Source organism: Chlorobium sp. N1, assembly GCF_004332115.1.
Classification (GTDB): Bacteria; Bacteroidota; Chlorobiia; order Chlorobiales; family Chlorobiaceae; genus Chlorobium.
Genome location: NZ_SJPA01000008.1, coordinates 18,723 through 39,694, shown reverse-complemented (window position 1 = coordinate 39,694; position 20,972 = coordinate 18,723). Strand labels below are relative to the sequence as shown.

Below are 20,972 nucleotides of genomic sequence, written 5' to 3'. Positions count from 1 at the left end.
ATCAATGCCAATACATGGAAGGTGTCTGACATGCCGTTGAGCTAACGATTGAATTCACCGGCAGCCGGAGGCGGTCCGGTGGAATGATGGGTTAGGTGTCACTTGCGCGAAAGATGTAGATACCAACGATCTCACCGCTTACAGCCTCTTGTTGTCCGCTCGCCATGAACTTGTCTCGGCTTTCGCTACCGGTGACCCGATACACGTAACCAGCATGCTCCAGACGCCACCCCTCATCCTCAATCGACTGGATAACGGTGGCGTAGTTCAACGTCTGTGAGGAGTGGGCATACGCGCCGATCATTGCTACGGTTTGGCCCTTGGTTTTACTGAGAGGGACATCAATCTGAAAAACTTTCATACCAGCAGCCATAGCTTCTCGGGCCTGGCCCGCCGGGGAGGCCGCAAACGCAGCCTCTGCGCGACGCTTCTCATCCTCTTGTTTTTTCCTAGCCTTCTCAGCCTGCTCTTCCGGGGTTGGCTTGAAGAATCCCATGCGTCCCTCCAGTTCTGGTTGCGCCACCTAACAATGTTCTAGTTGCGCGATTTTTGGATGATGTCGCGAAACAGGTTTTCAATACACTACAGCCCGCTTCCGGTTGTTTCAGTTGTTGACCAGAATATTTTACAAATTTCCTACCGCACGCCCAATGTTTTTTTTCTCTCGGAAATAATGCCGTCAGCAAGGCCTTGGTGCATCTGTTCCTTCAAATCAATTGAGTTGCCAACGCACTTTCCCCCGTAACGCAAAGAAGCGCCCCCCCCCCCTCTCGATCTCCCCGTTGATCTCCTCCAGCTGCGCGGCGTCTGCCAGCGTGAAGACGGGAGTAGAATAGCCTTTTACCACAACACTGTTCGGACTGGAAATCTATTGCGACCCCGATAAAAAATGCTGCACCGCGGGCGGTGGCGTAAGACCGCCATTGTCCTATACCCTGCCTTAATCTCTCTATTTAATAGTGTAAATTTAATGGGAAAACGATAAATTACTTTATAGCTCAGTCAGCACCCATTCAAAACCACCCGGAACGCCTAGTCCAGATTTTCAGTGCGCTATGCCCCCCTCCTCAAGCTATGCAGTGATGGCAGAGAGCGCGCCAATGATTGAGTTAGGAAAAGGAGCGTCATTAGGGAAGTAGTCAGCCATCAGTACGCTCTTACGTGAGGGTTTGTCATCAAGGAGTTCGGAGGTAGAGAACACCTGCCAGACATATCCACACGCAGAGCCAAGATTTTATTAATCAATAACCAGAGGCGAAAATGAATAAAGATACAAGAGTGGTCAGAATGACGGCTGTATTACTTTTTGTTGTTTTTTGTGTCGTTGCATGTGGGGGCGGTAAAAGTAATATTCCATCCAAAAATGGCTACCCTCTCCAATCACGAGAGCAGGCTGTAATAGATGCTGTATTAAAAAATGAATCAGATGCTTTTTTGGAGGATGGGGATACAATGCTTTTTGATGGCATACTTCCCGTATTAGCAAGTGAAGTGTCTGCAGAATATGATAAGAATGAAGTTTCCGCAGATCAGAAATATTTTAAGAAATCTCTCTTGGTGACAGGACGTGTTTTAAGTGTTAATAGTGGGCTGGGGAATAAGCCCTATGTCGTACTACGGGCGAGTAATCAACTCTTAGGGCCACAGATTCATTTTGAGAAGAAGAATAACATATCCAGAATAGCTTCTCTTGAGAAGGGTGAAAGGGCCAGTTTTGTTTGTGTCGCAGGAGGCGCAATTGTTGGCACCCCAATGTTCGAAGAATGTTCTTTCGCGGATGATTATGCCGCAAAAAAAGTCGCTGAAACCAAGTCTCAAGTCATTGCGTATTTAAGCGGCAAAAATATTAAGTCGGAATCTGTAAAAAAATTGGCGATTGTAGCAATAGCTTTGGCGCGAGTATTGCCAGATTCATCGACATGTTTTTCTACTGGCAAGATTCGTGCTGAAGAGCTTGAGGCTATTGGTGATGAAGCGCTTAAGCGCGAAATATCATCCGTTTCGCTTGAATTGAGGAGCCATGGTGTTGATGTCCCCGACTTAAAAGCCAGTAATTAATATTCTGAAGCAAAAAGGGGTTTGATTGTTTCGAGCTTAACAAAAAAAAGATAACTGAGAGAGAGAAGCAAATGAAAAGTGTCGAAGAAAAACTCAAGAACATGGAAGCCTGGGTGAATTCACTTAAAGGCAAGGTGATTATTTTTAGCGTGAGTATTGCCATGTTTTTAGGTTCATATACGATATGGTATTTCGCGAATGGTGGCTATGAAGGTCAAGTGCTGCGTGATGAGCAAAGCCGGATTGAGGCCAAGCAACGAGAGATTGACAGAGCCGCCGCCGATGAGGCCCGTCGGAACAGGTGGCAAAGCAAGGATAATTCGTCAACGGCGTACGTGATGCTTCAGGATCATGTGCGCGGAAGATTGAAAGCTCCATCAACAGCAAAATTTCCGTGGATGGGCGGGACTGATGTAATCGTTATTCGGGAAGGGCAGGAGTACACTGTTCACTCATACGTCGATTCACAAAACTCATTCGGGGCGATGATACGCAATAGTTATACCGGGAGGATGCGCCAAGTATCAGAGTATGGGTGGCAATTCGTATCGCTTGAGTTTGATTGATAAAACACCGGCCCCCCCTTGCGTCGTTATCCCGATCACTGCGCACCAAGGGCTCCGGCCTACGGATCCTGCTGTTCGATCTCCCCATTAATTTCCTCCAGCTGCGCGTCATCCTCCAGCGTGATGCTTGCAATCAGCTTCTGCAATTCGCGCTGGAACGTCGGGCTGTTGACCGTGAGCCCACCCGCCTCCTTCAGGAGGTTCAGGTCCTGCTGCCGGTCCCGCAGCTCGAACTTCTCCGGGTACTTAATGATGATCTTCTCCCCCTCGGCCGCCTTCCCGAGCCACAGGCAGAAGATCTTCAGCAGCCGGTACTCCGTCATCTGCAGCCCCGAGGCCATCTCGGCAAGCAGCGCGTTGAGCAGCTGGAACTCCGTCTTGATCGCCTCGCCGCTCTGCGCCTGGACCTTGACGCTGCGCACCGGCGCCAGGTGCGTCATGCGGTTGATCATCTCCTCCTTCTTCTCGACGCTCTTGATGAGGCCGTCCAGCTGGAAGATCTGCGGCTGCAGGAGATAGGGCTTCTTGCCCGACTCCGTCTCTCGGGCCATGATCACCACCCCGCCGGCGCCCCCGGTGGCGTCGTCCCCCTCGTTCTTGACGAGCGTGGCGTGGTTGGTGTTGCGGATGGTTTGGGCCAGCTCCGAGAGGTCGTTGTAGATGCTCTGCTGCAGCCGGGCCACGTCCCGGATCTCACTCGCCCCGACGCCGCGGTGCACCTGTCCGCGTCCGTAATGGCACACGGCCGGCACGATGCCGAGCGGGTTCTTTTTATCGATCACCGTTTCCGCTTCCGAGGATCCGTTCGCCGAGCGGTACACCTGCATGCGCTCCTTCGTCCAGATCCGGACGGTGCTCACCACCTCACCCTCCCCCAGCTGTTCTTCCTCGAGCACCTTGAGGTAGGTCGTCTCCAGGGCCCCCGACGCGTTGCGCCTGATCTCCCAATCGAGGACGCTCGGCGGCGCGTAATGCACCAGGTACGGCCGCACCCCGGCGGCCCGCTCTTCGGCAAGCGTCCGGTATGCTCCCGGTGCCTTGTCGATGACGATCCAGCTGTGCCCGTAGATGCCCGCTTCGATCTGCACCCGCCGCATGAACTCGTCGAGCGGCCTCCCTTCCATGTCCGCATCGCGGAGCATGGCGAGGGTTTCCGGATCGTCGGCCATGGGGCCGAGGTCTCGCTGCGGGCGCTTTTTCCAGAGGAAGGACGAATAGGTGTGCAGGGCGCTCTCGCAGTGGTTGTCGAGCGGCGTCTGGTCCAGCCGGTCTCCGTACATGTCGGCCCCGTCCGGCTCCCGCTCGAACCCGTACATGTAGAGCAGCTCCGCCTCCCGATACGCCTTGCCGCCCTGGTTGCTCTGGCGGTAGTACTCCCACTCCGGATGAAACTCCTCATAGAGCGGATGCTTCGTGACCCATATGATAAAGTTTGTGCCTCCTCATAGCGAGGAGCCTCTTTGGTTCAGCAAAGAGCAATGTTTTTTGCGGAGAACAAGGTTTTCGACTTATTTTATAGTCAACCATAAAATAAGTCGAGAATGATCTATCAAAAAAGAACACTCGAGCGATTTTTCCAGCAGGCAAGCCGCCAGTTTCCGGTGATGCTCTTGACCGGACCTCGTCAAACCGGAAAAACCACATTCCTCCGCCACATTGCCGAAGAAGATCGAGCTTATGCCACGCTGGACGATCCGACGCTCAGAGCCCTTGCAAGAGAGGATCCGGCACTATTCCTGCAGCGCTTTCAGCCCCCGGTCCTCATTGATGAAATCCAGTATGCCCCGGAGCTTCTCCCCTTCATCAAGATCGCCGTCGACAGCGAAAAGAGGCCCGGCAGCTTCTGGCTGACGGGATCGCAGCAGTTCCACCTAATGAAAGGAGTTACGGAGTCTCTTGCCGGCCGCGTCGGAGTAGTCAAACTGCTCGGATTTTCCGAGCGGGAACTACAAGGCGATCCGACTGCAGATCCGTTCATTCCCACGCCGGAACGCATCAAGCAACGCACCGGCGTTCGGCCGCTGCTCCTAAACGAGCTCTACAGGAAAATCTGGACCGGCTCCTTCCCGGCACTCCATCAGGCGACCCCCGTTGACCATGACCTGTTCTACAGTTCGTATGTGCAGACCTATCTGCAGCGTGATGTGCGGGATCTGGCGAATGTCGGGGACGAAAGCGCATTCCTGAGGTTTCTCCGAGCCTGCGCCGCTCGAACAGGCCAGATGCTCAATATTCAGGATCTTTGCCGAAGCAGCGACATCAACCATACGACGGGAAAGCGGTGGCTGTCGATCCTCGAAAACTCCGGAATCGTATACACTCTGGAATCATGGCATTCGAATTTCAACAAGCGGGTGATAAAAACCCCGAAGCTTTACTTTCTCGATACCGGGCTTGCAGCCTGGCTGACGGCATGGTCGTCCCCCGCCACGCTCGAATCAGGAGCCATGTCGGGAGCCTTCATGGAAACCTGGGTCGTCTCCGAAGTCCTCAAAAGCTGGTGGCACAACGGCAAGCATGCCCCGCTCTACTACTACCGAGACAAGGACGGCAACGAGGTGGATCTCCTGGTCCATCAGGACGGCACACTGCACCCCATTGAGATCAAAAAATCGGCAAATCCGGGGAAAGAGGCCGTACGCCACTTCCGTGCACTCAAAGCAATTAAGCAACCGATCGGGCACGGATGCCTCATCTCGCTTGCCCCCCTGAACACGCCTATCTCCCCGGAAATCGACGCCGTTCCCGTAGGGATGCTGTAGACTGCAATTCAACACAACAGGAACCCACGAAGCCCCGAATGCAGAGTGTAAGGGGAAAAGCCCTATATTTGCCCCGAAGAACTTGCACCGGAATCCCTCTGTCGTAAACGGATCAGGAACCCGAACCCTACAACGAACATCAGCCAAACACCCAGACCGCCATGACCATCACCATCAACGAAAAATCCGCCACGGCCGCCGTCGGAGACAAGCTCATCCACGTCGCACAGGAGAACCACAGCCACGTCGGCTACGTCTGCGCCGGCAACGGGGTCTGCCAGACCTGCTACGTGACCGTAGAGAAAGGGGCAGAGTGCCTCTCGCCGCTCAGCGACGTCGAAAAGGCGTTCCTTTCCGAGCGCCAGATCGCAGAAGGCGGCAGGATGGCCTGCCAGGCGACACTGGAGAAGGAGGGAACGGTCGTCATGCGTTCACGGCCCGAAACCGTGCGCACCATGCTCTTTTCCAACCCCGCCGGGCTCTTCGCCTACGGGGCCGAGATGGGCATGGACACCGCGGAGAGAATCGTGCCGGGCGTCGTGAACCTTGCCGGGAGGATCATGAACGGAGAGCTGAAAAGCGAGGATCCGATGGGCGAACTCCTGAAGAGCCTGAAGGGCGCACTGGGCCTGGCCGCCAGGCAGCTCCCCGAAAGCATCCCGTTCGGTCTCGGAGAGCAGATCGGCAGGCTCGCAGGCAGCCTTCCGCTGAGCCTCCCCTTCCCCGCACCGGCCGCCGAGACTGGCGAAAAGCTCATCGCCGTCCCCGTAAAGGCGAAAAAGAGCTGACGGCAGCTCTCGCGCCCTCACATCGGACCTACACGCATGCGGCTCATGAACGGGCCGCATGCCCGTTATGCTCGGGGATGGCGTCTTCGGCCGGCTCGAAGTCGACCGGCACCATCTCCGGCACGACCGGCTCCGGGATGTTCATCAGTATCTTCCCCCGCATCATGGCTCCGGCGTTGACGTTCAGGGTACCGATGACCAGGTCGCCGAATATCCTGCCGGTCGACGAGACGAGAAACTCCCCCGAGACCTCGGCATTGCCCCTGAACGTGCCGGAAACCTCCATGCCCGCCGACTTGACATTGCCCTCGACCACCCCGGTCTCCCCGATGAAGACGCCCGACGAGGAAATGATGTCCCCGATCACCTTGCCGTAGATTTTCAGTTCGCCGTCCACGTTGATGTTTCCTTTCAGGACGGCACCCTGTGCCAGAATGTTCATTGATGCGTCATTGTCGTTGCGGTGAATATCCGAGGCATACTCCTCCTTCTGGAGATCCTCGACGGAGGGAATGTCAAAGTCGAGATCGTCGTCCATCCCCGAACAGCCATCTCCTCCCGACCCGGGCGGCGCGTTTTCCGGAGGTCTGCGGTTGGGTGAAAAGAAATTGTTCAGCACCGGCGTGTCCGTTTAGAGATGGAAAGGAAACCGCTCCCCCACCCGCGGCATCCAGGGCATCAGGGCAACGGCACCGGGCTCCCGCAGTGCGTTCGGGGCCCGCATAACCCATTCTGCAATTCCCGTACCAGAAACGACCCGGCGGGCTGCGCCGGAGAGAATGCGACACCATCCCGCAACTCCAGCACCATTCTGACACACAGGGGTTCCATAACGCAGCAGCTGCGTCGACACGGTGCAGCGCGAAAGATTGCCGGCGGGAAGCCGCGAGGCGGGGCGGTATCGAGAGGAAGGAAACAGGCCCGGAGGGATCCGGAACAGGAGGCGTTCCGGACCGCTCCCGGGCCATGAGCAGTTATTCGAACGGCGTCGGCCGGGGCGTGCTGTCGGAGGAAGGGGGAAGGAGCGGAAGGACGATCTCCGGCTGCTTGCCGGTCAGGGTCTTCAGGAAGGCGACGATCTTTCGGTTGTCGCTTTCGCTGTAGGTCTTGCCGAGCTGGATGCGCCCCATGACCTCTACCGCCTCAGAGAGGGTTTCGGCCTCGCCGTCGTGGAAGTAGGGATAGGTCAGCTCGACGTTGCGCAAGGTCGGCACCTTGAAACTGAAGCGGTCGGCATCCTTTCCCGTAACGGCCGAGCGTCCCTCCACCGGACTTTTTGCCGAATAGGGCTCGACGATGCCCATCTTCTGATAGGAGTTGCCGCCGAGCAGCGGTCCGTTGTGGCAGGCCGTGCAGCCGCTGGACTTGAAGATCTCGTAGCCTTCGAGCTCTTCGGGACTCAGCGCACGCTCGTCGCCCTTGAGCCAGAGGTCGAAACGGGACCCGGGGGTGACGAGGGTCTCCTCGAACGCTGCGATGGCTTTGGTGATGCGGTCGATATCGATCTCGGAGCTGCCGAACACCACCCTGAACTCCTCGACGTAGTCCGGAATGGAGCTGAGCAGCTCGACGGCCAGTTTGTGGGTGAAGGCCATCTCTCCGGGGTTGGCGATCGGCCCGCCGGCCTGTTCCTGGAGATCCCTGGCCCGTCCGTCCCAGAACTGCGCCAGGTTCATGCTGGAATTGAGCACGGTCGGTGAATTGATCGGCCCTTTCGTCCAGTTGTGCCCGATGGAGCTCTTCAGATTGTCGCTGCCGCCCATGCTGAGATTGTGGCATGAGTTGCAGGAGATGAACCCGGACTTCGAAAGCCGCGGATCGAAATAGAGCTTCTTGCCAAGCTCGACAAGTTTCGGATCCCCGGCCTGTGCCGGCGGAACCGGCGTGACCGGCTCATTGCGCAGTGCCTGAGGCTGCGGGGACTTCTCGGCCGGGCTGCAGGCGGCGACGGCGAGGGAGGCAGAGGCCGCGAGGAACAGGGAAGATGCTTTCACTGGAAAATTCGTCAGGGTTGTGCGGTAATGGGTCCAAACAGGAATATAACCTATTCAGTAATAATTACCGCATACGCACGGGCTTTTTCAACCCCGGCAAGCCGAAGGCCGGGGAGCACGCCTACTCGCCTTCCGCCTCCGGCGTCCGCAGCTGCTCACGGACCGCACCTGCGGCATCCGCCGGAGCGGACGGCTTCTGCGAGGCGTCCATGATCTGCTTGAGCATGGAATCGGCGACATAGAGTCCGGCACCGCCGACCAGGAGGCCTGCGACCCCGTGCAGGACGAAGGGCATCCCGAGCGGCGAAAAAAGGAGAGCTCCTCCGGCTGCTCCTGCGACTTCTTTCAACATGATAGGGTATCTCGGTTGGTTGACGTTTCTGAAAACCGGCTGATACTGCACCGCTGTAGGAAAAAAGAACGCGACGAAGAGAAACAAGACGGATCGCGAAGAATGAAGCGTCCGGCAACACGTGAAAGCCAGGGAGGGCTAGTACTCTTCGATGTAGTACTCCCCCTGGCGGTCCGGATGGTGGCGGCTGTATCCGAACGCCTCCAGCCACCCCGAGACGGTGCGCACCATAACGGGGTTGCCGGAGATGAAGAAATGCGTCCACTCGGGATCCGGAGTGATGTTGAATTCGTTCTGGAGCAACTCTCCCTGCAGGAGGTCCTCAACCCGAACCCGCCGGCCCTGCCATTGTTCATCCGGATCGGTGAGGGTGGGGACGTAAAAGAAGTTGGGATAGCGCTTCTCGAGGAAACGCAGTTCCGAAGAGTAGCCGAGGTCCTCCTCATGGGACGCTCCCTGGATGACGACCATCTTGCTTTCCGGCCTGTCGGCGATATGGGTGCGAAGAAAGCTGATGTAGGGAGCTATGCCTGTTCCGGTCGCGATCATGATGATGTCGCTGCCGTCCGGGGTCTCGTTGAGGAGGAAGGATCCGCGGATCTCCTCGCCGAGATGAAGACGGGCGCCGGGCTCGAGGGCGAAGAGCCGCGGCGTGAGCTCTCCGGAGCGGACCTGCGTGATGAAGAACTCGAACCGGGATGTTTCAGCGGAATGGGACGCGATGGCATACGGGCGCTGGATGAGCGTCCGGGTTCCGAGCGGGCGGCTGTCCGGCAGGGAGTTCAGGGAACGGGGCTCAGAGCCGTAGAGGCCGAGCAGGACGTACTGCCCCGAATCGAACCCGCGCCTGGGCTGGTCGGCTTCGATGGAAAGCACCATGCTGTCTGCGCTCACCAGTACCGTTCCCCTGACGGTGGCATTGTATTCCAAGTGATGCATCCTCACCCCCTTATGGTTGTCTGCCGCACCGAAGCGGCCTTTAGAACGGAGAACGCAGAAACCACAATAATGGTTCAGCTCCCAAAACCCTCAGCGCCATCCGCCGCCGAGCGCGCGATAGAGTTCCGCCATGGCCGAGAGGTGCTCCCGGCGAATGGAGGCAAGCTCGAGCTCGGCCTCGAGGGAGCTTCTCTCGGCCTGCATCACCTCGAGATAGGTCGCAAGACCACTCCGGAACAGCATGGAGGAGTTGCGGACGGCCGAGCGCAAAGTGCTGGCGCGACGGGAAGCGAGCGCTTCCTGCTCCTGAAGCTTCCGAAGGGCGACCTGCGCGTCGGAGACCTCGCCGACAGCCTTGATCACCGACTGGCGGAACATGAACTCCGCCTGGCGGTTGCGGATCTTGGCCTTGCGCAGGGCAGCCTGCAGCCTGCCCTGCTGGAAAAGCGGCTGCACCACGCCGGCGCCGACGACGCCGAAAAGGGAACCGGGCGTCGTGAACCAGTCGGAGGCCCTGAGGGCATCCACTCCCCCTTCGGCGGTAAGGGTGAAGGATGGGTAGAGCGAGCTGCGCGCCGTACCGACGTCCAGATAGGCCTCGCGAAGCGCCATTTCAGCCTGTTTCACATCAGGCCTGTTCTCGAGAAGAGAGGCCGGAACGCCGGAGGGCAGGTCGTCGGTGATCGGAGTCCCGAAGAGCGGCCGACCGCGGGGGATGGGGCCGGGCATCCGGCCGCAGAGAACGGATAGGGCGTTTTCGCGAACCGAAACCTCCCGTTCGAACCGGGGCACGCTCAGCCTCACGGCCTGGCGTGCGGCATCCTGCTGTTGGACAGCCAGCGAAGTGAGCTGCCCGGCGGCATACTGCAGCCGCATCATCGAGAGCGTGGTGTCGGCGAGGGCGAGGTTCCTGCGGGCCGTTTCGAGCTGCCGGTCGGCAAGCAGCAGCGCGTAGTAGTTGTCGGCAACGTCGGCGACGAGGCGCGTCCGCACGGCTCGGGCGGCTTCCGCGGTTTTCAGGTAGGCCGCCAGGGCCGATTTCCTGCGGCTGCGGATCTTCCCCCACACGTCGAGCTCCCAGGATGCCGTAGCGGACGCCCTGAAGGATTCCTGGGTCTTGTCGCCCGCCGTCACGGCCGAAAGCCCGTTATCGGACGGCCTCGAGGAAGAGGCCGAAGCACCGAGGCTCGCTTCGGGCAGCAGTCCGAGCCGCGCCACATGCAGGCTCTGGCGCGCATAGTCGATATTGGCAAGCGCCGTCTGCAGGTCAAGGTTGCCGCCGACGGCGCTGTCGATGAGGGCCACAAGCGTCGAATCCCTGAAGAATCGGGTGTAGGGCAGCCGTGCGATGGAGGAATCCGACGGCGAGACGGAGCCGACGGAACCCCGGAAAGCGCCGGGCATTGCGACCTCCGGGCGGTGGAAGGAGCCGCTGGCGCTGCATCCGCCCAGAAGCATGAGAGCAAGCAGCACGAAGACCCCCGGGCGGCGGGCCGTGAACAGCTGTACGGTTCGTTTCACGCTGCGTCCTCCTTATTCTGTGTTTCCGCCTGAACCGCCGCAAGCTGGTCGCCGGCCTCCACGATGACGGCTGCAGGCCCCGTCAGGCGTTCCTGCAGATGCTGGAAGAGCACGAAGAGGACGGGGACGACCAGGATGCCGAGCACCATGCCGATGAACATGCCTCCGATCGCAGCCGCTCCGATGGAGTGGTTGCCGGCCGCGGAGGGGCCGGTGACGAACAGCAGCGGAAGCAGGCCGGCAACGAACGCCAGCGAGGTCATCAGGATCGGACGGAGACGGGCCCTTGCGCCCTGGATGGCCGCCTTACCGAGCGACATGCCCGAGATCCTGCGCTGCATGGCGAACTCAACGATCAGGATGGCGTTCTTGGCAAGCAGGCCGATGAGCATGATGATGGCCACCTGCACGTAGATGTTGTTTTCGATGCCGGCCGCCCTGATGCCGATGAAGACGCCGAAGAGGCCGGTAGGGATGGAGAGCATGACGGCCAGCGGCAGAAGGTAGCTCTCATAGAGGGCGGAAAGCAGGAAGTAGACGAAGATGACCGAGAGAAGGAAAATAGCCATCTGCCCGCCGCTCGACTCGAGCTCCTCGCGGCTCTGCCCCTTCCAGTCGTAGGTGAACCCGGTCGGAAGCATCGTCCCGGAGACCTCTTCGACGGCCCTGATGGCCTGACCGGTGCTGAAGCCAGGCGCCACGACCGCATTGACGGGAATCGCGTTGAAGAGATTGAAATGATCGACCGATTCAGGGCCGTAGACGCGCTTCAGCCTGATGAGTGAGCTGATAGGAATCATGCTGCCGGAACCGCTCTTGACGAAGATGCCGTTGAGGGACCCGGGATCCTGCCGGGCTTCGGGCTCGGCCTGCATCACGACCCGGAAGTACTTGCCGAAGCGGTTGAAATCGGAAGCCTGCATGCTGCCGTAGTAGGCCTGCATGACGGCAAGAAGGTCACGGACCTCGACACCCGCCCGCTTGGCCCGCTCGGCATCGACCTCGACCGAGTACTGCGGGTAGGATGCGTTGAAGGTGGTGAAGGCGAAGGCGATCTCAGGGCGCTCCATCAGAGCGCCGATGAACTGCTCGGAAACGCCGCTGAACGTCTGCAGGCTCCCGCCGCTCCGGTCCTGGAGAACGAACTCCAGGCCGCCGACCGTGCTGAATCCCGGAACGGTCGGCATGGAAAGGGCGAAGAACGAACCCTCCCTGATGGTGGAGAGGGTGCCGGAAATGCTGCCCACCACGCTCTTGATGTCGCCCTTCGGACCGCGGTCGTGGAGATCCCGGAGCTGCATGAAGATGAGGCCCGAAGAGGGCGACGAGCTTCGGGAGAGGATATTGATGCCGGCCACCGAAATGACCCGCTCGACGGCCGCCATGGGCCGGAGCATCCCTGCCGCCCGGTCCATGACCTCCTCGGTGCGCTCAAGCGAAGCACCGGGCGGCATGGTGAGGGAAACGATCACGAACCCGTTGTCCTCATCGGGAATGAAGCCGGTCGGAGTGGTCCTGAACATCCAGAGCGAGACCAGGGTGACGAGGACGAGACCGGAGATGGCGAGGACTTTGCGGCGGAGCAGGAAGAGGAGCACGCCGAGGTAGCGCCGGCGAAGGGCGTTGAACCCGCTGTTGAAACCGGTGAAGAACCGCCGGCCGAAGTCGCCGTGCCGGTGTGCACCGCTTCCGGAGCCCTCACGGTGCAGGTCGCCGAGGAAGAGGGCGCAGAGTGCCGGGCTGAGGGTCAGCGCGTTGAGCGCCGAGATCAGGATGGCGATGGCGAGCGTGAAAGCGAACTGGCGGTAGAACACACCGGTCGAACCCTCAAGGAATCCGACCGGGAGGAAGACCGAAGCCATGACGAGCGTGATGGTGACGATGGCCGTGGTGATCTCGCGCATGGCCGATACCGTAGCCGCCGTCGAGGGCCAGCGCGTCTCTTCCATCTTGGCATGCACCGCCTCGACCACCACGATGGCGTCGTCGACGACGATGCCGATGGCGAGTACCAGGCCGAACAGGGTCAGCACGTTGATGGAGAAGCCGAAAAGGTTCATGAAGAAGAACGTGCCGAGGATGGCGACCGGCACGGCGATGGCGGGAATGAGGGTCGAGCGGAAGTCCTGGAGGAAGAGGAAGACCACGAGGAAGACCAGGAGGAAGGCCTCGACGAGGGTATGCTGCACCTGCCGGATCGACTCGTCGACCACCTTCTTGGAGCTGAAGGGAATGGAGATCGAAAGGCCGGCGGGAAGCGAAGGCTCGGCCTTTTTCAGCACCTCCCGCAGCCGGGTTTCGACCTCGTTTGCGTTGGAACCCGGCGCCTGGTAGACGGCAAGCACGATGCCGGCCTCCCCGTTGGCCTTGACCCGCACCTTGTAGCTGTATGCGCCGAACTCGATGCGGGCGATGTCCCGGAGCCTGAGAAATGTTCCGTCGGGATTGGCCCTGATGACGATGCTCCCGTACTGGTCCGGATAGGCGAACTTGCCCGGGTATTTCATGGTGTACTGCATCGCCAGTCCGCCCTGCTCACCGAACGAGCCGGGAGCTGCCTCGAGGTTCTGGTTCCTGATGGCCGCGAGCACCTCCTGGGGACTGACACGGTAGGCGGCCATCTTCTCGGGACGCAGCCAGAGCCGCATCGAGTAGTCCATGTTGCCGTACACCGACACCTGTCCGACGCCGGGTACGCGAGCCAGGTCGTCGACGATGTTGATCTTCGCATAGTTCTGCAGGAAGGTCTGGTCGTACTCGGGACTGGCGCTGGAGAGGTTGACCAGCATGATCTGGCTGTTCTGGCGCTTGAGGGTCGAGACGCCGATCTCGTTGACCTCCGCCGGAAGGCGGCTGGTCGCCTGCGCCACCCGGTTCTGCACGTTCACGGCGGCCTGGTCGGCGTCGGTCCCCTGCTTGAAGAAGACGTTGATCGAGAGCGAACCGTCGTTGGCCGAGGTCGAGGTCATGTAGGTCATGTTCTCGACGCCGTTGATTGCCTCTTCGAGGGGAGGGGCGACCGAACGGCCGATGGTTTCTGCGCTTGCGCCGGGGTAGCTGGCCGTGACGGTCACGCTCGGAGGGGCGATGTCGGGAAAGCGCGTCACAGAGAGCTGGAGCATGCCGACAAGACCGAGGATCACAAGGATCACCGAGATGACGGTCGCCAGAACCGGGCGCGTAATGAAACGTTCAAACATGAGAGGATCCCTTTGCGGCCATCGTTACTGATTCTCCTTGCCGTCCGCGGGAGCCGGGCCCACTGGCTTGACGGGCGTTCCGTCCGGCAGGCGCCCGAAACCGGCCGTCACGATCCGCTCCCCCTCCTGCAGCCCGGAGGTCACCACGTAGTCGGTCCCGCTTCTGGCGGCCACCTCGATCGGACGGCGCTTGAGCCTGCCTTCACCGTCGATGAACGCCAGAAGGATCTTGTCCTGCAGCTCGACGGTGGCTGCCTGCGGCACGAGGATCACGTCATGGTACCGGGAAGGCAGCACCACCCTGCCCGTGTTGCCAGAGCGGAGCATGCCCCGGGGGTTCGGGAACGAGGCCCTGAGCCTGATGGCACCGGTTTCGGAATCGAACATGCCGCTGACGGTCTCGAGCCGCCCCGTTTCGGAAAATCCGCTGCCGTCGGAAAGCCGCAGCTCTACCGGAGGAACCGAGCGGAGCTTCTCCTCGATACTCTTGCCGGGATAGGTGTTACGGAAGCGAAGGAAGTCCGACTCGCTCATGCTGAAATAGGCATGGATGCGGCTGACGTCGCTCAGTGTGGTGAGCCGCTCTGCCTGGTTCTTCGAGACCAGGCTGCCGATCCGGTAGGGGATGGTCCCGACGTAGCCGCTGACCGGAGCTTTGAGGACGGTATAGCCGAGATCGACGCGGGCCGCCTCCGCAGAAGCCTCTGCGGCCCTCAACCGGGCGCGTGCGGCTGCGAGCTGGACCTCGGAGACAACCTTGTTCTCGACCAGCGGAACCAGCCGGTCCACGTCGATCCTGGCGGCGTCGCGCGCTGCTGCAGCCGCGTTGAAGACCTGCCGGTAGCTTCGGTCGTCGAGGGCGAAGAGCGGCTGGCCCGCCTTGACGAAGGCCCCCTCGTCGACGAAAATCTTCTCGAGGGTCCCGTCGACCCTCGGTCGGATCTCGACGTTCACCCGACCTTCGAGCACGGTAGCGTAGGAACGCTCCACCGTGGCGTCGGAGCGCTTGAGGGTAAGGACCGGCAGTTCCGGGACGGCGGGGCCGGAGGGGTTCTCGGTGCAGCCGGAACAAAGCAGCGCGACTGAAAGGATCACGGGAGCCAGGGGGCTCTTGGAAAGGAATCTCATGGTGGTGTTCAGCCAGTATTTGATTTACATTGCGCTTCAGCCCTCACGGCCTCACTGCTCAAGCCCGACGGCACTTCCGGGAAAACGGGTCATCCTGCGCCTGAAATCAGCCGGCATCATGCCGGTGCGCATCTTGAAGAAGCGACTGAAATAGGCCTGGTCGCTGAAGCCGAGCTCGAAGGCGATCTGCTTGAAACTCTTGCGCCCGTAAGCCACCTCCCGTTTCGCCTCGAGGATCAGCCGGCGGTGGAGAATCCTGGTGAGGGTGAGGCCGAATCGCTCGTTAAGGATCTCATTGAGCCGTTTCGGGGTGATGCCGAGCGCCGATGCGTAGAAACCGGAACGCCGCTCGGTACGGAAACCGCCCTCGATGAGTTCGAACAGCTTGCCCATGCGCTCACCCGCTTTCGTCAGAACGAACGATGCCTCGCTCGGCATGCGTGCGATATGTCGCAGAAACGCTTCAAGATACGATAGAATAATGAAAAAGTCTTTTCTCCCTCCGGACTCCTGCACCATCAGTTCGGCAAGCTGGCGGAGGACGGCCGCCTCAAGGGCTCCGGAAGGAATGCCACGATTCATGAACGGGTTGAACATAAGCCGGAGCCGAGGGTTCTGTATGCTGCTGAAGAGCTCAAAGGTGAACACGATGGCATAGCCGCTGCCGGCAAGCCCCTCATACGCATGCACCTGGCCGGGAGCGAGCAGGTAGAGCAGGCCGGCTTCGGCCGGATAGGGCTCGAAATCGATGAAATGCGGCGACTCCCCGCTCGAAGTGAACCAGAGGATCTCGAAAAAGTCGTGACGGTGGTTCGGGCGCTTCATCGAAGGGTCGAGGTCGTCGAGGCGGACGATCTCGAAAAAGCTGTTCTCCAGCCGGCTGACCGGGATGTCATGATCTGGTTTCAACAGGCATCTGGGGATTTGCGGATTGCATGCAACGGCATGGGGTAAACATACAACCCCGGCGCCTCAAAAGTCTTAGACAATCTGCGGCAAGATTTGCACATTTTGAACCCCACCGCGAATACTGGCGTAGTCAACGGGCGCTCCGTTTCAAGCAGCATCAGCATCCCGCATAGCGCTCGAGCCGGAGCAGGCGCGCCTTAAGGTCGCGCCCTCCGCTGTATTCACCCGGCATACCCGAGGCGGGGACGACCCGGTGGCATGGAATGAAAAGCGGCAGCGGGTTGCGCCGGCAGGCCGAACCGACGGCCCGGGCTGCTCCCGGCTTCCCGATGGCCCGGGCAAGCACGCCGTAGGTGGCGGTTTCTCCACGGGGAATCGCAAGCAGTGCGCTGCGCACCGCGCCGTCGAAGGCAGTGGCGGGCGGCGCGAGGGGAACGCTGAAGGCCGCAAGCTCGCCCTGGAAGCAGGCCTCGAGCTCTTCGAAAGCGAGGCGAAGGAGCGGAGTCATGGAAAGCACGGCGTCGGGAAAGCGCGGCTGCCCTTCGAAAAAGAGACGGCGGAGCAGCCCGTCCTCTTCGAGAAGGCCGACGGTGCCGATAGGGAGATTTCGGAAAAAGAGATGCATGGCGAAGGCTGTCCCGCTGTTTTCGTAACTTACCCGTATGCAGACCGGAAACAAAAAGCTTTCACTCGCCGAAACCGTCGCCATGGCCGTCGGCACCATGATCGGCGCAAGTATTTTCACCATCTTCGGCCTCGGGGCCGAAATCGCCGGAAGAAACCTGCCTGAAGCCTTCCTGCTCTCGGGGCTGCTGGCGCTGATGGTCGCCTACTCGTATGCGAGGCTCGGCAGCCGGATCATCTCGAACGCCGGGCCGATCTCCTTCATCCTGAAAGCCTTCGGAGACACGACCGTAACGGGCGCGCTGGCTGTCCTGATGTGGCTCAGCTACGTCGTCTCCATCGCCCTTTTCGTCAAGGGCTTCGCCGGCTACTTTCTCCCCCTCATGCACCTGTCCCCGGGCGGCATGCCGCTCGCCCTCACCGAAATCGTTCTCATGCTCGCCTTCACCGCGCTCGACAGCTTCGGCAGCAAGGCGGTGGGGCGTCTCGAGTTCTCGATCGTGCTGGTCAAGCTCACCATTCTCCTCATCTTCGTCGCCACCGGGCTCGGGTCGGTAAAGCCGGAGCTCATCGCCCCCGCCACTGGAGCGGCCGGGACAAAGGCGATGCTCTCGGGAGCCGTTGTCTTTTTCCTCTCCTACATGGGCTTCGGGCTCGTCACCAACGCCTCGGAGAACATCGAGCGGCCTGAAAAGAACGTGCCCCGGGCGATCTACGGCAGCATCCTGCTCGTTATCGCCATCTACGTCCTCGTCTCGGCGGTCGCCATCGGAAACCTGCCGGTGAAGGCGATCATCGCGGCCAGCGAGAACGCCCTGGCCATCGCCGCAGAACCCTTTCTCGGCAAATACGGATTCGTGCTGCTCTCGGTGGGAGCACTCTTCTCCATCGCCTCCGCACTCAACGCCACGCTCTACGGAGGTGCCAACATCGCCTACTCGCTGGCCAAGGAGGGGGAACTTCCGGAGGTGTTCGAACGCAAGGCCTGGTTCGGCTCGAACGAGGGGCTCTACTTCACCGCAGGCATCGCCCTTCTTTTTGCCCTTCTCTTCGATATGGGCGCCATCGCCTCCATCACCAGTTCGGTCTACACCCTCATCTACCTCTTCGTGCTCCTCTCCCACTACCGGCTGGCAGGCGAGGTCGGCGGCAGCAAGACGCTCATCGCACTCTTCACGGCCTGCCTCCTGGCCGTCTTCGCAGCTCTTCTGGCCTACCAGTACAGTTCGGATCGCGCCTCGTTCTATGCAACGCTGGCGACATTCGGCGCAGCCCTCCTCCTCGAATACGGGTACAGGCACCTGCGCCACAGGGATTTCATCGGCACATAGCTGCTGAACGAGCATCCTCGTCCCGGCAGTAGTGCTGGACGACGAACGACTTTCCCGACCGTATCGTCAGGCTCTTCTCAAACACCAGCCCGAACCCTGCCGAAGCCGCCTCTCCGGCAAGTTCGGCGGGCGGAACGAGGCGCATCAGCGGGCTGAGAAGCCTGATGGAGTCGTAGGGTGACGGGGTAAGCGAAGAGAGCGTGGGGGAAGGCTGCTGGAGCAGGGTGACCATGCGGCCGCCCGGGCGGCATACCCGTGCGAGGTTCACGAGCGCATCGCCGATTGCGACGTACTCGAACACCAGCGAGGCGAAAAGAAGGTCGACCGGCTCGAACTGAAGTGGGTCGCGCTGGATGTCCGCCACATGGAACTCGAGGCCCGCTACCTGTCCTGCGTAACGCTCCCCGGCCGAAGCCGCATAGCGGGGGTTGATGTCCACGCCGACCACGCGGCGGACCGAGGGGGGAATGGCGTCGAAGCCGTTGCCGCCGGCGCAGCCTATGACCGCGAGCGAAGCGGGCGTGAAAAGGGAGAGCGCGCAGGAGAGTTCGGAGGCCGTCATGGAGGCCTGGTCGACCGCCGGCAGGTCCATATGCGCCTCGTAGTCCGAAAGGGGTATTTCCAGCCAGGGGTTCTGCATGGCACAAAGATCTTCAGGGTTCTTGGGCGTGAGACGCCCGGAAACAGAAAAAGCCCCCGTGGATGTTCCGGGAGCTTTCCTTTCTGCGGAGAGGGAGGGATTCGAACCCTCGGTAGCCCTTTACGGACTACGTCGGTTTAGCAAACCGGTGCCTTCAGCCACTCGGCCACCTCTCCAATATTTTTTTCGGCGGAGGATGAGGGACTCGAACCCCCATGGGCGTGAACCCGGCAGTTTTCAAGACTGCTGCCTTACCAATTAGGCTAATCCTCCAACTTGGTATATGTAAGAACAGGTACTGAAGATAGCCATTCCCCGAAAAAAAGCCAGCGGATTTCTCCGGGGGTTCGGCTGGCGGAGAGGGAGGGATTCGAACCCTCGAGGGCTGTTACACCCTACCCGCTTTCCAGGCGAGCGCACTAGACCACTATGCGACCTCTCCGTTCCTTGCGAAAGGCCTCTAATTTACACTCTATTTTATTTTTTCAAAAGGCTTCCTTCCGCTTCCGCCGCCAAACCCGCCCCGGCAGGTGTTTTTTTCACCCGGATTGCCATTCTAACGGCACTTTTCGTAAATTGCCGGATCAATTTCCGCCGAATCCAACCAACCCGTACCCCATGCCAAAGATCCTGCAGGAAGCACTGACCTTCGACGACGTACTGCTCATACCCGCCTACTCCAACGTCCTGCCGAAAGAGACCGTTGTCTCCTCGCGGCTCACCAAGACCATCTCGCTGAAGATCCCGATGGTGAGCGCCGCCATGGATACGGTCACCGAAGCCGGCCTGGCCATCGCGCTGGCCCGCTCCGGCGGCATCGGCATCGTCCACAAGAACCTCTCGATCGAACAGCAGGCCCGCGAGGTCGCAAAGGTCAAACGCTTCGAGAGCGGCATCATCCGCAACCCCTTCACGCTCTATGAAGACGCGACCATGCAGGACGCCATCGACCTCATGCTCCGCCACAGCATCTCCGGCATCCCGGTCGTCGAACGGCCGATAGCGGGACACTCCACGGAAATGAAACTGAAAGGCATCGTCACCAACCGCGACCTGCGCATGCAACCGGCTGCGGACGCAAAGATCGCCAGCATCATGACGAGCACCAACCTCATCACCGCCCGTGAGGACGTGAGCCTCGAGGACGCCGAAAAGACGCTGCTCACCAACAAGATCGAAAAGCTCCTCATCACCGACGAGGAGGGCAACCTCAAGGGACTCATCACCTTCAAGGACATCCAGACCCGCAAGCAGTTCCCCGACGCCTGCAAGGACCTGCAGGGGCACCTGCGCGTCGGCGCTGCCGTCGGCATCCGCGCCAACACGATCGACCGGGTCAACGCCCTTGTCGAAGCCGGCGTGGACGTCGTCGCCGTCGATACGGCCCACGGCCACAGCCAGGCGGTGCTCGATACGGTAACCATGATCAAGAAGGCCTATCCCGAGCTCCAGGTGATCGCCGGCAACGTGGCCACCGCAGCCGCCGTGCGCGACCTCGTCGCGGCGGGCGCCGACGCCGTGAAGGTCGGCATCGGGCCGGGAAGCATCTGCACGACCCGGATCGTCGCCGGCGTCGGCATGCCGCAGCTGACGGCCATCATCAACTGCGCCGAGGAAGCGGCCAAGACCGGCACGCCAATCATCGCCGACGGCGGCATCAAGTACAGCGGCGACATCGCCAAGGCGCTTGCCGCAGGCGCCGATGCCGTCATGATGGGCAGCATCTTCGCCGGCACCGACGAGAGCCCCGGCGAAACCATCCTCTACGAAGGACGCCGTTTCAAGACCTACCGCGGCATGGGCTCGCTCGGCGCCATGTCGGAACCCGAAGGCAGCAGCGACCGCTACTTCCAGGACGCCTCGAGCGAATCGAAGAAATACGTCCCGGAAGGCATCGAAGGCCGCATCCCCTCGAAGGGGAGACTCGACGAGGTGGTCTACCAGCTGATCGGCGGCCTGAAATCCGCCATGGGATACTGCGGGGTCGGGAGCATCGAGGACCTGAAGACGAAGACGCAGTTCGTGCGCATCACCTCGGCCGGCCTGCGCGAGAGCCATCCGCACGACGTCAAGATCACCAAGGAGGCCCCGAACTACTCGACGGCCACCTGATCCGAGAACCAACAGTCGTTCACTCCAGACGCAGAAAAGGGCCCCGCC

At 60.4% G+C, this 20,972-nt stretch carries 18 protein-coding genes and 3 tRNA genes; 6 read left to right on the top strand and 15 right to left on the bottom strand.

Annotated elements, in window-relative coordinates:
- Nucleotides 1-91 precede the first annotated feature (91 nt).
- Entirely contained in the window at nt 92-496 is a 405-nt protein-coding gene (locus E0L29_RS09465) for a hypothetical protein (RefSeq protein ID WP_131358178.1), read from the bottom strand.
- A gap of 764 nt (nt 497-1,260) precedes the next feature.
- Here E0L29_RS09465 and E0L29_RS09460 point away from each other — a divergent pair.
- Nucleotides 1,261-2,058, top strand: a complete 798-nt coding sequence (locus E0L29_RS09460; protein ID WP_131358176.1) for a hypothetical protein — start codon at nt 1,261-1,263, stop codon at nt 2,056-2,058.
- Nucleotides 2,059-2,129: 71 nt separating this feature from the next.
- On the top strand, nt 2,130-2,624 hold the full coding sequence (locus E0L29_RS09455) for a hypothetical protein (RefSeq protein ID WP_131358173.1): 495 nt from the start codon (nt 2,130-2,132) through the stop codon (nt 2,622-2,624).
- A gap of 59 nt (nt 2,625-2,683) precedes the next feature.
- Here the strand turns inward: E0L29_RS09455 and E0L29_RS09450 are convergent, their stop codons facing one another.
- Entirely contained in the window at nt 2,684-3,940 is a 1,257-nt protein-coding gene (locus E0L29_RS09450) for a hypothetical protein (protein ID WP_131358170.1), read from the bottom strand.
- Nucleotides 3,941-4,165: 225 nt separating this feature from the next.
- Here E0L29_RS09450 and E0L29_RS09445 point away from each other — a divergent pair, with 225 nt between their 5' ends.
- Complete coding sequence (locus E0L29_RS09445; protein ID WP_131358167.1) at nt 4,166-5,386, top strand: ATP-binding protein; 1,221 nt, start codon at nt 4,166-4,168, stop codon at nt 5,384-5,386.
- Between the two features lie 161 nt (nt 5,387-5,547).
- Complete coding sequence (locus E0L29_RS09440) at nt 5,548-6,174, top strand: 2Fe-2S iron-sulfur cluster-binding protein (RefSeq protein WP_131358165.1); 627 nt, start codon at nt 5,548-5,550, stop codon at nt 6,172-6,174.
- 43 nt (nt 6,175-6,217) lie between these two features.
- Here E0L29_RS09440 and E0L29_RS09435 read toward each other — a convergent pair whose 3' ends face one another.
- The 9 genes from E0L29_RS09435 to E0L29_RS09395 form a co-directional block, all read right to left on the bottom strand.
- Nucleotides 6,218-6,712, bottom strand: a complete 495-nt coding sequence (locus E0L29_RS09435; protein ID WP_131358162.1) for a polymer-forming cytoskeletal protein — start codon at nt 6,710-6,712, stop codon at nt 6,218-6,220.
- 436 nt (nt 6,713-7,148) lie between these two features.
- Entirely contained in the window at nt 7,149-8,168 is a 1,020-nt protein-coding gene (locus E0L29_RS09430; protein WP_131358159.1) for a cytochrome-c peroxidase, read from the bottom strand.
- Between the two features lie 121 nt (nt 8,169-8,289).
- Nucleotides 8,290-8,520 carry a hypothetical protein gene (locus tag E0L29_RS09425; RefSeq protein WP_131358155.1) on the bottom strand — a complete coding sequence of 77 codons (231 nt, stop codon included), beginning with the start codon at nt 8,518-8,520 and terminating at the stop codon, nt 8,290-8,292.
- A 138-nt stretch (nt 8,521-8,658) separates the two neighbouring features.
- A complete protein-coding gene (locus E0L29_RS09420; RefSeq protein ID WP_131358152.1) occupies nt 8,659-9,459 on the bottom strand; it encodes a ferredoxin--NADP reductase in 801 nt (266 codons plus the stop codon).
- A gap of 90 nt (nt 9,460-9,549) precedes the next feature.
- Entirely contained in the window at nt 9,550-10,980 is a 1,431-nt protein-coding gene (locus tag E0L29_RS09415; protein ID WP_242664356.1) for an efflux transporter outer membrane subunit, read from the bottom strand.
- Nucleotides 10,977-14,180 carry an efflux RND transporter permease subunit gene (locus tag E0L29_RS09410; protein WP_131358149.1) on the bottom strand — a complete coding sequence of 1,068 codons (3,204 nt, stop codon included), beginning with the start codon at nt 14,178-14,180 and terminating at the stop codon, nt 10,977-10,979. The genes E0L29_RS09415 and E0L29_RS09410 overlap by 4 nt, the downstream gene beginning before the upstream one ends.
- A gap of 24 nt (nt 14,181-14,204) precedes the next feature.
- Nucleotides 14,205-15,308 carry an efflux RND transporter periplasmic adaptor subunit gene (locus tag E0L29_RS09405; protein ID WP_165498878.1) on the bottom strand — a complete coding sequence of 368 codons (1,104 nt, stop codon included), beginning with the start codon at nt 15,306-15,308 and terminating at the stop codon, nt 14,205-14,207.
- Between the two features lie 51 nt (nt 15,309-15,359).
- On the bottom strand, nt 15,360-16,217 hold the full coding sequence (locus tag E0L29_RS09400) for a helix-turn-helix domain-containing protein (RefSeq protein ID WP_242664355.1): 858 nt from the start codon (nt 16,215-16,217) through the stop codon (nt 15,360-15,362).
- 157 nt (nt 16,218-16,374) lie between these two features.
- Nucleotides 16,375-16,842 (bottom strand): methylated-DNA--[protein]-cysteine S-methyltransferase, encoded by a 468-nt coding sequence (locus tag E0L29_RS09395; protein ID WP_131358140.1) that lies wholly within the window; start codon nt 16,840-16,842, stop codon nt 16,375-16,377.
- Nucleotides 16,843-16,879: 37 nt separating this feature from the next.
- Here E0L29_RS09395 and E0L29_RS09390 point away from each other — a divergent pair, with 37 nt between their 5' ends.
- Nucleotides 16,880-18,172 (top strand): APC family permease, encoded by a 1,293-nt coding sequence (locus tag E0L29_RS09390; protein WP_131358137.1) that lies wholly within the window; start codon nt 16,880-16,882, stop codon nt 18,170-18,172.
- Here the strand turns inward: E0L29_RS09390 and E0L29_RS09385 are convergent.
- The 4 genes from E0L29_RS09385 to E0L29_RS09370 form a co-directional block, all read right to left on the bottom strand.
- Nucleotides 18,159-18,812: a class I SAM-dependent methyltransferase gene (locus E0L29_RS09385; protein ID WP_131358134.1), complete on the bottom strand. Its 654-nt coding sequence runs from the start codon at nt 18,810-18,812 to the stop codon at nt 18,159-18,161. The two genes, E0L29_RS09390 and E0L29_RS09385, sit on opposite strands and share 14 nt — an antisense overlap.
- Before the next feature lie 86 nt (nt 18,813-18,898).
- A tRNA-Ser gene (locus E0L29_RS09380) sits at nt 18,899-18,988 on the bottom strand.
- 14 nt (nt 18,989-19,002) lie between these two features.
- Nucleotides 19,003-19,085, bottom strand: a tRNA-Ser gene (locus tag E0L29_RS09375).
- 79 nt (nt 19,086-19,164) lie between these two features.
- Nucleotides 19,165-19,254: transfer RNA gene (locus E0L29_RS09370), tRNA-Ser, on the bottom strand.
- A 176-nt stretch (nt 19,255-19,430) separates the two neighbouring features.
- Between E0L29_RS09370 and guaB the strand changes: the two genes are divergently transcribed.
- A complete protein-coding gene (gene guaB, locus E0L29_RS09365; protein ID WP_131358131.1) occupies nt 19,431-20,924 on the top strand; it encodes an IMP dehydrogenase in 1,494 nt (497 codons plus the stop codon).
- Nucleotides 20,925-20,972 lie beyond the last annotated feature (48 nt).